Here is a 13,819-nt window from a genome sequence, read left to right on the forward strand (position 1 = left end):
TGTGCAGGTGAGCGGCGAGCTCGTGCGGGTAGTGGTCGGTGACGATCACCCGCTCTTCCGTGAGGGTGTGGTGCGGGCGCTGACCGGCAGCGGCCAGATAGAGGTGGTGGCGGAGGCCGAGGACGGCGCCGGTGTGCTCGCGCTGATCAGGCAGCACCTGCCTGATGTCGCGCTCATCGACTACCGCATGCCGGAGCTCGATGGAACGCAGGTGGCGGCCGCCGTGCGCCGCGATGAACTGCGCACCCGGGTGCTCTTGCTGTCCGCACACGACGATGCGGCGATCGTCTATCGCGCATTGGCGGAGGGCGCCGGGGGCTTCCTGTCGAAGGAGTCCACGCGCGCGGAACTGGTCAGTGCGGTGCTCGACTGTGCGCGGGGCCGTGACGTGGTGACGGCGAGCCTGACGTCAGGTCTGGCCGGTGAGATCCGCAGGCGCGCCCAACCAGCGGGCCCCGCACTGAGCGCCCGTGAACGTGAGGTGCTGCGGATGATCGCCGCCGGGCTTACCGTGCCTACCATCGCCAAGCAGCTGTTCTTGGCCCCGTCCACCGTGAAAACCCATGTGCAGCGGTTGTACGAGAAGCTGGGTGTCGGCGACCGTGCCGCCGCGGTGGCCGAGGCCATGCGGCGTGGATTGCTGGAGTAACCGTGGCGATCGGACGGGACCGGATAGCCGACTACTTCACCGCCGAACCCATGCGGGTTTCGGCCTGGCTGCGGTTGCCGCTGATCGTGCTGATCGTGCTGCTGGGGTCGAACCCGAACATCGAAATGTGGCATGACGGTGTGTATTACGGGGTGATCGCGGTGTACACGGTGTCCGCGATCGTCTGGGTGGTGATCGCGGTTCGTGGACACGTCCCGCTGTGGGTGGCTCCCGCGGCCACGGCCATCGACATCGCCGCCGTGGTGGCGCTGTGTGTGGCCTCCGGTTACGGCACGTCGGAATTGCTTCCGGTGTTCTTCCTGTTACCCGTCTCGGTGGCCTTTCAAGAGCGGCCCGCCGTGACGGCTGCCCTGGGAATTATCACCGCTGCAGGGTATTTGGGCGTTCTGGTGTTCTACACCAGGAGCGGCAACATCGACGGCATCCCCGGCGACGAGTACGTCACGGTGGCGACATTGCTGTGGTTGGCCGCTGCCACCGCGGGAATGTGCTTCGTCCTCAAACGCCGCTCCGAACACGTGGGGCAGCTGTTGCGCACACGCGAGCAGCTGGTCCTGGAAGCGATGCGCGCCGATGAGCGGCATAACCGCGAGGTCGCCGAACGACTGCACGACGGTCCGTTGCAGAACTTGCTGGCGGCGCGCCTGGAGATCGAAGAAGTGCTTGAACGCCATCCGGATCCGATATTACAAGCGATCCACTCCTCCCTGCGGGAGACGGCCGCGGAGCTACGGGGGGCGGTGTCCTCGCTGCATCCGCAGGTGCTCGCCGAGCTGGGATTGACGGCGGCGATCCATGAGCTCGGACGGCAGTACGCGGGGCGGGGCACTGTCGAGGTCAGCACCGAACTGCAAGAAGTGGGCAGTCCCCCGGTACAGCCGTTGGTGTACCGCGCGGCCAAGGAGCTGTTGACCAACGCCGTGAAACATGGCCGTGCCAAGAACATTCATGTCGAGCTGACTCGGGACGGGAATCTTTTGACGCTCGTGGTCGCGGACGACGGCAGGGGCTTCGATCCGCGCCGCCTCACCTCGTCGGTCGCCGACGGGCATATCGGGCTGGCCTCGCTGACGGTGCCGATCGCGGCCACGGGAGGCAACGTCGCGATCGTGTCGGCGCCGGGTGCGGGCACCAGGGTCTCCGTCATGGTGGCTGCCGATATGGCAGCGTAAGGGGGACGCTCGACGCGGAGAGCGGGCCCCTCGACAGATGGAGAACAGGTGTACGACCTCGTCATCATCGGTTCCGGCAGTGGAAACTCCTTGGCCGACGACCGTTTCGCGGATCAGGAGATCGCGATCGTTGATCGCGGTGTGTACGGGGGCGCCTACGGCGGCACCTGCCTGAATGTCGGGTGCATACCCACCAAGATGTTCGTTTATCCCGCGGACCTGGCTGATGAGGCGCGCGACGGTGCCCGGCTCGGTGTGGACAGTTCGGTACGCGGGACCCGCTGGGCCGATATCCGTGAGCGTGTCTTCGGCCGGATAGACCCGATCGCAGCGGGTGGGCTGCGCTACCGCGTCGAGGACTGCCCGAACATCACCGTCTTTCAGCAGGAGGCGCGATTCGTTGCGTCGGGAGCCGATGCCGATGGCGATGTGATTCACCGGCTCCGACTGGCAGACGGCACGATCCTGGAGACCCGGCAGGTGGTGATCGCCGCGGGATCGCGCCCGGTCATCCCGCCAGTGATCGCCGAGAGCGGCGTGGTCTTTCACACCAACGACGACATCATGCGGCTGCCGGAATTGCCCGAACACGTGGTCATCGTGGGCAGCGGCTTCATAGCAGCCGAATTCGCGCACGTATTCAATGGCTTGGGATCGGCGGTGACGGTGATCGCACGCGGCCCGAGGCTGCTGCGCGCCCAGGATGAGACGATCTCGCAGCGTTTCACCGAGGTGGTGTCGGACCGGTGGGATGTACGGCTGAATACGGAGGTGGTGGCGGCTCGCGAGATCGGTACCGGTGGAGTCGAATTGGAACTCACGGACGGATCAACGGTGGCGGGTGATGTGCTGCTGGTCGCGACCGGACGTACCCCCAATGGTGATCACCTGGATGTGGCGGCGGCGGGATTGACGCTCGACGAAGGGGGACGCGTCCCCGTCGACCAGTACCAGCGCACCCCGGTGCGCGGCATCTACGCCCTGGGCGATGTGAGTTCGCAGTACCTGCTCAAGCATGTGGCCAATCACGAAGCCCGGGTGGTGCAGGCGAATCTGCTCTCCGGGTGGGACTCACCGACCACCGCCAGCGACCACCGTTTCGTGCCCGGCGCGGTATTCAGCCGCCCGCAGGTGGCGTCGGTGGGCCTGACGGAGGACCAAGCGCGGCAGCGCGGGATCGACGTGGCCGTCAAGGTTCAGACGTACGGGGACATCGCATACGGCTGGGCGATGGAGGACACCGAGGGCCTGTGCAAGCTGATCGCGGATCGCGCGACGGGCCTGTTGGTTGGCGCGCACATTGTCGGCTATCAGGCATCGGCACTGATCCAGTCGTTGATCACCGCGATGAGTTTCTCGATTCCGGTGCGCGAGATGGCGCGTGGGCAGTACTGGATACACCCGGCACTCCCCGAGCTGATCGAGAATGCGCTACTGGGACTGGAGCTTTAGCTCAGCCGGCCATGAATTCGTCGTAGGCGGAGGCCAGGCCTGCCGGGAGCACCGTGACATTGCATTCGCGCTGGGCGTTGCCGATCGGTGCCAGAATGCCGCGTAACTCGTGGTACTCCGTGGGATGAGCGGTGAAGTACGTGCGGATGTTGGCGGCAGCCTCGGGTCGGGACTGGTTGGGGGCGGCATCGAACACCGCGCGTGCGCCCGGGTGGCTGTCGAGGTAGCTGCGTGTCGCCGACGTGGTGGTGCCGACAGTGTCGGACAGTCTCTCCTGGCTGCAGTCCGGCGCCGTGAATGCGGCGGGAGCCGTTGCGACGGCGGCGAATCCTCCGAAGAGGCTGATGACGCTGGTGAGGACTATCTGGCGTATGCGTACGTTGTGGAGCTTCATGGCATCTCTCTTTGGGTCAGTCGTGCACTGATCCCCGACCTGTGTTCCCCGGCCCTTGTTTACACAGTACGCTTGACCGCCGCGAGGTCAACCGACCAGCGGAATCTCCGCGGCGATGCTGTCCAGCAGCGCCGGATAGCGCTTGGCTTCCTTGTGGTTGCCCGGCTTGCCGCTGCTGACCACGCCGACGGAAAGTGCGCGTGCGGGATCCGCCCAGACGGCGATGTCTACCAACCCGGTGTGCCCGAACGCGGCCGGAGAGTTGCGCCCGAATGGGCCGAATCGTTTGGAGCCCAACATGTACCCGGTACCCCAGCGCATCGGCATGCCGCCGGTCGCCATATCGGGGCGCAGCCGCCGGGCCGGTGCCGCTGCGGCCCGGATGGTCTCGGGAGACATGATCCGTACCCCATCGAGTTCCCCTCCACGGCAAAGCATCTCAGCGAAGCGGGACAGCTCGTTCGCGGTGGATACGGTGTTGGACGACGGCACCACGCCGGTGAGGAAGAACGGCTGGTTCGACATCGGGATGATCTCGTGCATGGTGCCACCGACCACCGCCCGGAAGGCCGCGCGCATGGGCGCGGGTAGGGGCTTGCCGGTGGGATGACTCGGAGCCACCAGCGGCACGTCCTCCGGCGCGACACCGTAGTTGGTCCACCGGAACCCAAGGGGGTCAAGGATTTCCGTGGCAAGTATGTCGCGGATGCTCTTGCCGGTGGCGCCCAGAACGATCTCGCGCACCAACGGTCCCCAGGTCAGCGCGTGGTACATGTGCACCAGGCCGGGACGGTAGAGCGGGCGCAGCTGGCCGAGCTGTTCGCGGGTGTACTCGCTGTCATCCATCCGGGTGATGTCCGGCCGCGGTCCGGTGGGCACCGGAATGCCCGCGCTGTGCGTCATCACGTGACGGAGGGTGATGCGGTCCTTGCCCCGGCTGGTGAAGGTGGGCAAGTAGTCGCAGACGCGGTCATCGAGCGATAGCGCTCCGCGCTCGACCAGTAGGTGGACCACCGTTGTGGAGATGGCCTTGGCGGCCGAGTACACGCAGAACGGTGTGTCGGTGGTGACGGGGATCTTCTCGGCGTCGGCCGGATCGGTGGGAGCGTTGCCCCAGCCGTGTCCGATGGCACGGTTGAGGATCACCTTTCCCTTGTGCCGCAGACACACCTGAATCGCCGGGTGCATACCGGCCTGGTACCAGTACCGGGTCGCCTGCCAGATTCGTTCGACGGCGGCCGGATCGATGCCGGAGTGGTCCTCGGCCTGATCACCGCTGCCGGTGTTCGTCACCGAGTCCAGGTCTGCCGGAACTCGTATACGTCCGTCGTCGGTCATAGTGCCCTTTCGCCGAGTGGGAATCTCACGAGGAAATTCCGGCCAAACGCCTCGTCAGATTCCCATTCGACGTTAGCGGCCCGGGCGGGGTCGGATCAGAAGCCCAGGTCGCGCCCGATGAGCTCCTTCATGATCTCGTTGGAGCCTGCCCAGATCTTGGTGACACGGGCGTCCATCCAGGCCCGCGCGACCCGGTACTCCTTCATGTAGCCATAGCCGCCGTGCAGCTGCACGCAGGCGTCGATGACCTCGTTCTGCACCTGCGAGGACCACCACTTGGCCTTTGCGGCATCTATTGCGGAGAGCTCGCCCTTGCTGTGCGACAGCACACCTTGATCGACGTACACCTGTGCTGCTTCGAGTTTGGTGACGAGCTCGGCGATGAGGAACTTGTTGTACTGCAGGCTGCCGATCTGCTGACCGAATGCCTTGCGCTCCTTGGCGTACTCGATCGTCTCCTCCAGCACGCCGGCCGCGTGGGCGATGTTGGCGACCGCACAGCCCATCCGCTCCTGGGGCAGGCGCTGCATCATCGAGATGAATCCCTGGTTGACCTCGCCGATCACGTTCTCGGAGGGCACCCGCACATCGGTGAAGAACAGTTCGGCGGTATCGGCCTCGGGCTGGCCCACCTTGTCCAGCTTGCGGCCACGCTCGAAGCCGGGCATGCCCTCTTCGACGGCGAACAAGGTGATGCCCTTGGCCTTCAGCTCGGGTGCCGTGCGCGCGGCGACGACGACGAGATCGGCGCGGGCGCCGTTGGTGATGAACGTCTTGGAGCCGTTGATGACCCAGTCGTCGCCGTCCTTGACCGCGGTGGTCTTGAGGGCAGCCAGATCCGAGCCACCCGACGGCTCGGTCATGCCGATGGCGGTGATCATCTCGCCGCTACAGAACTTCGGCAGCCAGCGCTGCTTCTGCTCGTCGGTGGTCAGCTCGACCAGGTACGGGGCGACGATGTCGAAATGGATGGACATCGACGAGGCCAGCGCGGCGCTGGAGCGCGACAGCTCCTCCTGCAGCACCGCGTTGTAGCGGTAGTCCCCGGCGCTGCTGCCCCCGAACTCCTCGGGCACATCAAGCCCCAGGTAGCCCTGCTTGCCGGCCTCTAACCACAGTTCGCGGTCGATGTAGCGCTGCTCGATGAAGTTCTCGGCGCGCGGCTCGACGTGGCGCTGCACGAATGCCTTCACGGACTCCCGGAACGCGTCGTGGTCCTCGGTGTAGATAGTGCGTTGCATGGTGTTATCGAAGCACGCGTCTAAATCCGCGTGCTGAGGTGTTCGGTGAGGTGGTAGGCATGGGGACCATGAAGCTGCTCGCCGTCGCCGCGCTCGCCGTCCTCGTCGCGGGATGTACCGCCCCGCCGGAGCAGCCCGAACAGCACGAACACGGGAACTCGCTCACCGCGCCGGTGGCGGGAGATCCGGTATGGACGCAGCCGCGCGCACCCATCCGCGTGCATGGCGACACCTACTACGTCGGGACAGAGGGCATCAGTTCGGTGCTGATTCGGACCGACGATGGTCTGATCCTTCTGGATGTCGGCATGCCACAGTCGGCCCCCCAGGTGGAGGACAACATCCGCACGCTGGGGTTCGCCGTGGAGGACGTGAAGTACGTGCTGTCCTCTCACACCCACGTCGATCACGCGGGCGGTATCGCAGCGATGGTCCATGACAGCGGTGCCACGGCGGTATCGAGCCCCGTCGGCGCGCAGTCGTTACGCGCCGGGCACGTGTCTGCCGATGATCCGCAGGCCTCCGATACCGCGAACGCCGTCTTCCCCGCCGTCGAACGAGTGCGGGAGATAGCCGACGGGGAGGTGCTAAAGCTCGGAAATGTCTCGGTGACAGCCCATTTCACTCCGGGCCACACACCTGGTGGCGTCAGCTGGACCTGGAAATCGTGTGAGGGCGGCCGGTGCCTGGACATGGTTTACGCCGACAGCCTCAATGCCGTCGCCACCGGCAACTACCGCTTTGTGCCCGGTCACGTGTCGAGGTTCCGGCAGAGCATTCAGACGGTGCGCGCGCTGCCGTGCGACATCGTGTTCTCCGTGCATCCCGAACAAGCGGACGACATCACGAAGTTGAACAGGCTCGCGGTGCGGCGTGACCCGAACCCGATGATCGACCCCACGGCGTGCAGGACGCTTGCCGACAAGTTCGACGCGAAGCTGGACGAGCGGATCGCCGAGGAACAGGCGGGCCGCTAAGTCGGCTGAACAGAGGTAGCCCGCGACGGCCGCGCACGAGCCCTCGCCGTGACACGGAACACCCCGTGAAGTGCCCTTTTCGGTTTGCGATAGCCAAGGTAATCATCTTAGATACATGTTGTGTCTATCATTCGTACTGCCGCCATATCCGCAAGTGAAGAGGCATATCGCTCCGTCAAGGAGCGCATCCTCAGCGGTGATATCCCCGGCGGTGAGCTGCTGAGCGAAGGGGAGATCTCGGAGCGGATGGGATGTAGCCGCACCCCGGTGCGCGAGGCCTTCCTGCGACTCGAGACGGAAGGCTGGCTGCGGCTCTATCCCAAGCGCGGGGCACTGGTGGTCCCGATTACCCCCGAGGAACGGCGGCATGTGGTCGATGCGCGCCGCGTCGTGGAGAGCGCGGCTGCGGCGCGCATTGCCGAACGGGGCGCGTCTCAGGCACTCCTGTCTGACCTGTCAGCACTCATCGACGTGCAGTTGGGGCGTGCCGCGCAGGGTGATGCCGCGGGCTTCGCCGCGGCCGATGTGGACTTCCACCGTGCGATCGTCGCCAAGCTGGGCAACCCACTGCTGGAGAACTTCTACGACAGTCTTCGCGAGCGCCAGCGCCGGATGGCGGCCGCCGCCATCGGGGTTGACCCGGTGCGGGTCGCGCGGTCGGTTGCCGGGCACCGCGCGCTGGTGGACGCGCTCGAGGTGGGTGACGCGGCACGCTTCAGCGTCGAGCTGGTCGAGCACATGAAAGTGGTGACCGAAGTTGACTAGCAGGCTGGCACCTTGGCAACGGGTGGCACTCGCGATGTTCGGAATTGCCTGGGGTGGTAACGAATTCACTCCCTTGCTGGTGATGTACCGGCAGGCCGGACAGTCCGCGGCATCCGTTGACATTTTGCTTTTCGCTTACGTGCTGGGCATCATCCCGGCGCTGTTCCTGGGCGGACCTCTCTCCGATCGTTATGGCCGTCGTGCGGTGATGCTGCCCGCGCCGTTCATGTCGATGGCTGGGTCCCTGGTGCTCGCGCTGGGTTCGCAGCATTTCGCGTTGCTGTTCACGGGACGCGTGTTGTCCGGTATCGCGCTGGGCCTGGCCATGGCCGCGGGCAGCTCATGGGTCAAGGAGCTTTCGGCTCCGCCGTTTGATCGTGCAGGTGCCGGGGCTCGGCGCGGGGCGATGAGCCTGACCGCGGGATTCGCGCTAGGTGCGGCCGTGGCCGGAGCATTGGCGCAGTGGGGGCCCTGGCCGCAGCACCTGGCGTTCCTGGTCAACATCGCGATCACGATTCCCGGTGCGGTGCTGGCGCTCTCGGTTCCGGAATCTGCGGCCGAGCGCGCACCGGGACGGCTGCTGGACGATCTCACGATCCCCGCCGCCCGGCGCCGCCGGTTCCTGCGCGTCGTTGTGCCGTTGGCGCCGTGGGTGTTCGGCTCAGCGGCGGTGGCGTACGCGGTGCTGCCGACGCTCGTCGCGCCGACGCTTCCGGGCGATCGCATCGCATTCTCGGCGTTGTGCTGTCTGGTCTGTCTGGGCTGTGGTTTCGCCGCACAGATGCTTGCGCCCAGGATCGACCGGGCAGGTACCGCCCGGCTTGGCATCATCGGGTTGGTGTTGATCGCGTCGGGGATGGCACTGGCCGCCGTCGCCGCGTACCGACTCACCGTCCCGCTGGTCCTGATCGCCGCGCTGGTGCTGGGCGCGGGGTACGGAACAGCACTGGTCAGCGGGCTGCAGGAGGTGAACCGGATCGCCGGGCCTACGGACCTGGCCGGCCTCACCGCCGTGTTCTACGGGCTGACATACCTGGGCTTCGGGGTGCCGATGATGCTGACGGTGCTGAGCGGCGCGTTCCCGGCGCTGACGCATCCGGTGCTGCTGGGCGGCGGTGCGGTACTGGCGACGGTCTGCGCGGTGGTGGTGGCGATGAACTCGCGTACGGATATCTGCGAGCGGCCGGGCGTCGAGGCGACGCAGGCTGAAGGAACGCTCGAGTCGGCACTGCGTTAGCCGAAGGACGGATAGGCTCTCGCAACATGATCATCGCAGGGTTGGTATTGACGGGAATCGCAGCGCTCATCCACGTCTACATCTTCTATCTGGAGTCGATCACGTGGACCAGTGAGAAGACCCGCAAGGTGTTCGGCGTCCGCACCGCGGAGGAAGCCGAGATCACCAAACCACTTGCCTTCAACCAGGGTTTCTACAACCTGTTTCTTGCCATCGCCATTGCGGTGGGGACGGTCTTGTGGGCACGTGGTTGCACATCGGTCGGGGCGACACTGGTCTTCACGGGCGCGGGGTCGATGGTCGCCGCCGGGCTGGTGCTGTTGATCTCGTCACCGGACAAGGCATCGGCCGCGCTGAAGCAACTGGTACCCCCGCTGCTCGGGATCGTTGCTCTGGCCGTGGGATTGGCGCTCTGATCGTCTAGTTCGGATCCGGTCCGGTCGCGATGGGGCGCCGCGGGTCACTCGACCATTCGGACCAGGACCCGGGATAGAGGGTCGCGTCGAATCCAGCGATGGCCAAGGCGGCGATCTGATGTGTCGCGGTGACACCCGACCCGCAGTACACCGTGACGGGTGTGTGGCCGACGCCGAGCGTGTCGAAGCGTGCGCGGAGCTCGGCGGCGGGCCGGAAGGTGCCCTCCGGCGTGAGGTTCTCGGCAGTGGGAGCGGAGACGGCACCGGGGATGTGCCCGGCACGCGGGTCCAGGGGCTCTTCGTCTCCGCGGTAGCGGGCCAACGCCCTGGCGTCCAGCACCAGGGCATCCGGGGAACCTGCTTGGGAGGCAACCGTGTCGGCGTCAGCCGAGGCGGATCCGTCCAGCGACGAGATGGTGATCTCGCTGGGCTCGGGGACAACCTCTCCCGTCTCGGCGGGCCCGCCGATCCGCTGCCAGGCCGCCCAGCCGCCGTCGAGAATCCGAACGTCGGTAACTCCGGCGGCGCGCAGCAGCCACCAGGCGCGCGAGGCCGCCTGCCCGTTCCAGTCGTCGTAGACGACCACGGTGTCACCTTCGTTGAGGCCCCAGCGGCGAGCACTGGACTGAAAGGCCTCGGGCGTCGGCAGTGGATGGCGGCCGCGACCCGTCACCGAGTGGTCGGCGAGGTCGGCATCGAGATCGACGAATACCGCGCCGGGAAGGTGGCCCTCCAGATAGGCCGGGCGGCCGTCGGGAGCCATGACGGTCCAGCGCACGTCGAGTAGCCGGACCTCGGAGAGTCGGTCGGCGAGTTCGGTCGCCGAGATGAGCACGTCCATACCGAAACGGTACCGCCGATGGGGCTTACCGCTGCGTGCAAGATTCGGTTCATCGGACGAACTGATTGCTGCCATCGGTCAAGGGCAGCAACGCGAGATCCCGGCGAGGGTGCTCCGGGGCCGCTCGGCGGGACGACAGTAACTCTGTCAACATGACTGGTATGGATCAGCAGGAATGGCAACCGCTCGGCGCGTTGGTTCACCGCGTGTCGGCGGCCTTGCGTTCGGAGATTGCGGCGGCGTTGGCGCCGCTGAATCTGCCCTTCCCGCAATACGTCTGCATGAGGGTGCTGTCCAAGAATCCCGGCTGGTCCAATGCGGATCTGGCCCGTGCGACAGATGTGACACCGCAGTCGATGAACACGGTGCTGCAGGCGCTGCAGGACGCCGGTTTGGTGTCCCGGCCGGACACCGTCGACTCCGGGCGCGCGCGCCCCGCACAGCTGAGCCGGTCCGGTGCCGCCTTGCTCAAGCAGGCAGACGTACTGGCGCAAGAGGCCGAAGAGCGGCTGCTATCGAGCATCTCGGCACAGCAGCGCAGCGACTTCTTCCAAACTCTGCGTGATATCGCCGGTGAGGATGCGACTACCTGCTGAACCTCGCGTCCGGCGGTGGCGCCGGCGAGTAGTTTCGGTGCTATGAAAAGGCTCGCGGCATGTGCGGTAGTTGGAATATCGGCAGTGCTCGTCGGGTGTTCGGCACCCCCACCGTCAGTGGTTCCCTCCAGCACGCCGGGCGTACCGGCCCCACAGCGGCGCACATCAGAGGGCGCCATCATCGTCTCGCCGGACAACTTCGTGCGGGCGGAGACGGACCGGTATTTCGGGAACATCGTGAAGGACGGCGGTTTTGGTTCCTTCCACCACATCCGCGAACTGTCTCCGCTCGATAGGCAGCTGGTCATCCGCCAGAACCGCGACACGCTCTATTCGTCGGCGGTGTTCGACCTGGATGCGGGGCCGGTCACCATCTCGACACCGGACTCGGGACAGCGGTTCATGTCGCTGCAGCTCATCACCGAAGACCACTATGTGCCGGCGGTCTTCTACGGCAAGGGTGAGCACACCATCACCAAGGAACAGACCGGTACCCGCTACGTTGCCGCGGCGGTGCGGACCTTGGTGAATCCGGGCGATCCGGCCGACCTGGCACAGGTCCACGCCCTGCAGGACGCGGTCGGGGTACGGCAAGACCGTCCGGGGGAGTTCGTTATTCCGAAGTGGGAGACTGCAAGTCAGCAGAAGGTTCGCGACGCGCTGCTCCAGCTTGCCGCGACGCTTCCCGATACCAAGGCGACCTTTGGGACCAGGGACGCCACGGACCCGGTGCGCCATCTCATCGGCACCGCGTCGGCCTGGGGCGGGAACCCCGAGAAGGACGCCCTCTATCTCACGGTGAATCCCGTCAAGAACGACGGCACCACGGTGTACCGGCTGACCGTGGGACAGGTGCCGGTGGACGGATTCTGGTCGGTCACCGTCTACAACAAGGACGGCTACTTCACGCCAAATGCACGGAATGCCTACTCGCTCAACAACATCACCGCACAGCGGGATGCCGGAGGCAACACCACTGTGCAATTCGGGGGATGCACGGACGCCGCGGTGAATTGCCTGCCGACCACGCCGGGCTGGAACTACACGGTGAGGCTGTACCGCGCGCAGCCGCAGATTCTCGACGGCCGGTGGGTGTTCCCTGAGGCGCAGCCCGTCGGGTAGTCGGCCCTACTGAGGGGTAACGAATTTCGCGACCTGCTGGGCAACCTCGGATCGGATATCGGCCTCGGACATGTCGTCGAGACCGAAACCGGCCCGCAGGCTGGGGCCCATCAGTCGCCAGCCAAGCTGTAGCGCGATCGCGTGGGCCCCGGCCAGGCGCGCCTCTCGATCGTCGGCGTGGGCAGGACGGATCTGTTCGAGCAGCCATTCCATGCCGGGTTTACGTTCTTGCAGTTCTTCGATGGGGAAGCCGTCGAGAGTGGAGCGGACCATGACGCGCAGCTGTAGATCGTGTGCCGCCTCCAGCTCTTCACTGGGTGCCCCCGCCTCCCGCAATGCCACTGCGGCATCGGCCAGGTGCTGCAAGGTGTCCGCCAGCAGCTGACGCTTGCTTCCGAAATGGCGGTGCACCAGACCGTGGTTCACACCCGCGCGGGTGGCGACCTCCCGGATGGACGTTGCCGTAGGCCCCTTCTCGGCGAAGAGCTCGGAGGCGGCGTTCAGGACGGCCTCCACGACCTCCTCCTTGCCGACGGGTCTGGCATCCGTTGCCTCCGGTGTAGTCATGTGTGTACAGTAGCGGATGGCACGGTGTAGTCAATTGACTACACCCAACGAGTATCGAAGGGATGGGCCATGAGCAGCGATTTTCGTGTGGTGAAGGTGGGCGAGAACATTGGTGCCCGCATCGAGGGTGTGCGCCTCGGGGAGGTGGACGCCGAGACGGCGCATGCCATCAACGAGGCAATGCTGGAGCACAAGGTGATCTTCTTCCGTGGACAGCATCACCTCGATGACGAGGCCCAGTTCGCGTTCGCGCGGTGCATGGGTATCCCGACGTCGGCGCATCCCACGCTGAAATTCGACGGTGAGCGCGTGATGCGGCTCGATTCGGAGGAGGGTGGCCGTGCCAACCAGTGGCACACCGACGTGACCTTCGTGGACCGGATTCCCAAGGCATCCATCCTGCGGGCGGTCGAGTTGCCGCCCTATGGCGGAACCACCACCTGGACCTCGACGGTTGCGGCCTACCGGCAGCTGCCCCGGGCCTTGCAGGAGCTGGCGGACAATCTCTGGGCCATGCACAACAACCAATTCGATTACGCCCAGGTTGATCCCGCCAAGGTGGCGGAGCTGCTGGCCAAGGCGGGGTCCGGATCCAAGTACGTGCGCGAGTTCGGGGCGACACATTTCGAGGCACATCATCCGGTGGTCCGGGTGCACCCCGAGACGGGCGAGAAGGCACTGCTGCTGGGCAACTTTGTCAAGCGAATCCTAGACGTGAGCGCAAGCGAGTCGCAGGCGCTGTTCCGAATGTTCCAGGATCGGATTACCTGGTTGGAGAACACGATTCGATGGAATTGGGAGCTGGGTGACGTCGCGATGTGGGACAACCGGGCCACCCAGCACTACGCCATCTCCGACTACGGCGATCAGCGGCGCCGGATGCATCGCGTGACGCTCGCCGGTGATGTGCCGGTCGGTGTCAACGGCGAAAGCAGCCGGATAATTGCCGGAGACGCCAGTGACTACTCGGTGATCGACAACCCGAAGCGGCTGGTGGCGTAGGGCCTCGGTGGCGTGGTTCAGCCGCGCGT

15 protein-coding genes are annotated in these 13,819 nt (G+C 65.7%); 10 read left to right on the forward strand and 5 right to left on the reverse strand.

The features are described from left to right. The first annotated feature begins 22 nt into the window (after positions 1-22). Genes DSM43276_RS00260 through DSM43276_RS00270 form a run of 3 tightly spaced genes read left to right on the forward strand, consistent with a single transcriptional unit; the run spans position 23 to position 3,294 of the window. Positions 23-649 carry a response regulator gene (locus DSM43276_RS00260; RefSeq protein ID WP_078330302.1) on the forward strand — a complete coding sequence of 209 codons (627 nt, stop codon included), beginning with the start codon at positions 23-25 and terminating at the stop codon, positions 647-649. Between the two features lie 50 nt (positions 650-699). Beyond that, the gene (locus tag DSM43276_RS00265) at positions 700-1,842 is read left to right on the forward strand and encodes a sensor histidine kinase (RefSeq protein ID WP_078330303.1); all 1,143 of its coding nucleotides are present in this window, start codon (positions 700-702) and stop codon (positions 1,840-1,842) included. A 48-nt stretch (positions 1,843-1,890) separates the two neighbouring features. Continuing rightward, entirely contained in the window at positions 1,891-3,294 is a 1,404-nt protein-coding gene (locus DSM43276_RS00270) for a mycothione reductase (RefSeq protein WP_078330215.1), read from the forward strand. 1 nt (position 3,295) lies between these two features. On the opposite strand, the gene DSM43276_RS00275 is transcribed toward DSM43276_RS00270, so the two are convergent. From DSM43276_RS00275 to DSM43276_RS00285, 3 genes are all read right to left on the reverse strand, one after another. After that, positions 3,296-3,688, reverse strand: a complete 393-nt coding sequence (locus DSM43276_RS00275; RefSeq protein ID WP_078330216.1) for a heme-binding protein — start codon at positions 3,686-3,688, stop codon at positions 3,296-3,298. 87 nt (positions 3,689-3,775) lie between these two features. Then, positions 3,776-5,026 (reverse strand): lipase LipE, encoded by a 1,251-nt coding sequence (gene lipE, locus DSM43276_RS00280; RefSeq protein WP_078330217.1) that lies wholly within the window; start codon positions 5,024-5,026, stop codon positions 3,776-3,778. A gap of 95 nt (positions 5,027-5,121) precedes the next feature. Beyond that, positions 5,122-6,267 carry an acyl-CoA dehydrogenase family protein gene (locus DSM43276_RS00285; RefSeq protein ID WP_078330218.1) on the reverse strand — a complete coding sequence of 382 codons (1,146 nt, stop codon included), beginning with the start codon at positions 6,265-6,267 and terminating at the stop codon, positions 5,122-5,124. 59 nt (positions 6,268-6,326) lie between these two features. On the opposite strand from DSM43276_RS00285, the gene bla reads away from it, so the two are divergent. The 4 genes from bla (at position 6,327) to DSM43276_RS00305 (ending at position 9,662) form a co-directional block, all read left to right on the forward strand. Further along, positions 6,327-7,244 carry a subclass B3 metallo-beta-lactamase gene (gene bla / locus DSM43276_RS00290; RefSeq protein WP_136628963.1) on the forward strand — a complete coding sequence of 306 codons (918 nt, stop codon included), beginning with the start codon at positions 6,327-6,329 and terminating at the stop codon, positions 7,242-7,244. Positions 7,245-7,370: 126 nt separating this feature from the next. After that, positions 7,371-8,009 (forward strand): GntR family transcriptional regulator, encoded by a 639-nt coding sequence (locus DSM43276_RS00295; protein ID WP_078330305.1) that lies wholly within the window; start codon positions 7,371-7,373, stop codon positions 8,007-8,009. 34 nt (positions 8,010-8,043) lie between these two features. Further along, positions 8,044-9,246: an MFS transporter gene (locus tag DSM43276_RS00300; RefSeq protein WP_078330304.1), complete on the forward strand. Its 1,203-nt coding sequence runs from the start codon at positions 8,044-8,046 to the stop codon at positions 9,244-9,246. Positions 9,247-9,272: 26 nt separating this feature from the next. Further along, the gene (locus DSM43276_RS00305; protein ID WP_078324161.1) at positions 9,273-9,662 is read left to right on the forward strand and encodes a DUF1304 domain-containing protein; all 390 of its coding nucleotides are present in this window, start codon (positions 9,273-9,275) and stop codon (positions 9,660-9,662) included. A gap of 4 nt (positions 9,663-9,666) precedes the next feature. Here DSM43276_RS00305 and DSM43276_RS00310 read toward each other — a convergent pair whose 3' ends face one another. Further along, positions 9,667-10,503: a sulfurtransferase gene (locus DSM43276_RS00310; RefSeq protein ID WP_078330306.1), complete on the reverse strand. Its 837-nt coding sequence runs from the start codon at positions 10,501-10,503 to the stop codon at positions 9,667-9,669. A gap of 161 nt (positions 10,504-10,664) precedes the next feature. On the opposite strand from DSM43276_RS00310, the gene DSM43276_RS00315 reads away from it, so the two are divergent. Continuing rightward, a complete protein-coding gene (locus DSM43276_RS00315; protein WP_078330220.1) occupies positions 10,665-11,099 on the forward strand; it encodes a MarR family winged helix-turn-helix transcriptional regulator in 435 nt (144 codons plus the stop codon). A 42-nt stretch (positions 11,100-11,141) separates the two neighbouring features. Further along, the gene (locus DSM43276_RS00320; protein ID WP_078330221.1) at positions 11,142-12,221 is read left to right on the forward strand and encodes a DUF1254 domain-containing protein; all 1,080 of its coding nucleotides are present in this window, start codon (positions 11,142-11,144) and stop codon (positions 12,219-12,221) included. 6 nt (positions 12,222-12,227) lie between these two features. Here DSM43276_RS00320 and DSM43276_RS00325 read toward each other — a convergent pair whose 3' ends face one another. Further along, entirely contained in the window at positions 12,228-12,788 is a 561-nt protein-coding gene (locus DSM43276_RS00325; protein ID WP_078330222.1) for a TetR/AcrR family transcriptional regulator, read from the reverse strand. 69 nt (positions 12,789-12,857) lie between these two features. Between DSM43276_RS00325 and DSM43276_RS00330 the strand changes: the two genes are divergently transcribed. After that, entirely contained in the window at positions 12,858-13,790 is a 933-nt protein-coding gene (locus DSM43276_RS00330; protein ID WP_078330223.1) for a TauD/TfdA dioxygenase family protein, read from the forward strand. The last annotated feature ends 29 nt before the right edge of the window (positions 13,791-13,819 follow it).

This window comes from Mycobacteroides salmoniphilum (genome assembly GCF_004924335.1).
Taxonomy (GTDB): Bacteria; Actinomycetota; Actinomycetes; order Mycobacteriales; family Mycobacteriaceae; genus Mycobacterium; species Mycobacterium salmoniphilum.

Coding starts and splice junctions, on each gene's coding strand:
- DSM43276_RS00300 (WP_078330304.1), top strand. CDS start 8,044: ATGTTCGGAATTGCCTGGGGTGGTAACGAATTCACTCCCTTGCTGGTG.
- lipE (WP_078330217.1), bottom strand. CDS start 5,026: ATGACCGACGACGGACGTATACGAGTTCCGGCAGACCTGGACTCGGTG.
- DSM43276_RS00305 (WP_078324161.1), top strand. CDS start 9,273: ATGATCATCGCAGGGTTGGTATTGACGGGAATCGCAGCGCTCATCCAC.
- DSM43276_RS00265 (WP_078330303.1), top strand. CDS start 700: ATGCGGGTTTCGGCCTGGCTGCGGTTGCCGCTGATCGTGCTGATCGTG.
- bla (WP_136628963.1), top strand. CDS start 6,327: ATGGGGACCATGAAGCTGCTCGCCGTCGCCGCGCTCGCCGTCCTCGTC.
- DSM43276_RS00320 (WP_078330221.1), top strand. CDS start 11,142: ATGAAAAGGCTCGCGGCATGTGCGGTAGTTGGAATATCGGCAGTGCTC.
- DSM43276_RS00285 (WP_078330218.1), bottom strand. CDS start 6,267: ATGCAACGCACTATCTACACCGAGGACCACGACGCGTTCCGGGAGTCC.
- DSM43276_RS00275 (WP_078330216.1), bottom strand. CDS start 3,688: ATGAAGCTCCACAACGTACGCATACGCCAGATAGTCCTCACCAGCGTC.
- DSM43276_RS00325 (WP_078330222.1), bottom strand. CDS start 12,788: ATGACTACACCGGAGGCAACGGATGCCAGACCCGTCGGCAAGGAGGAG.
- DSM43276_RS00310 (WP_078330306.1), bottom strand. CDS start 10,503: ATGGACGTGCTCATCTCGGCGACCGAACTCGCCGACCGACTCTCCGAG.
- DSM43276_RS00315 (WP_078330220.1), top strand. CDS start 10,665: ATGGATCAGCAGGAATGGCAACCGCTCGGCGCGTTGGTTCACCGCGTG.
- DSM43276_RS00330 (WP_078330223.1), top strand. CDS start 12,858: ATGAGCAGCGATTTTCGTGTGGTGAAGGTGGGCGAGAACATTGGTGCC.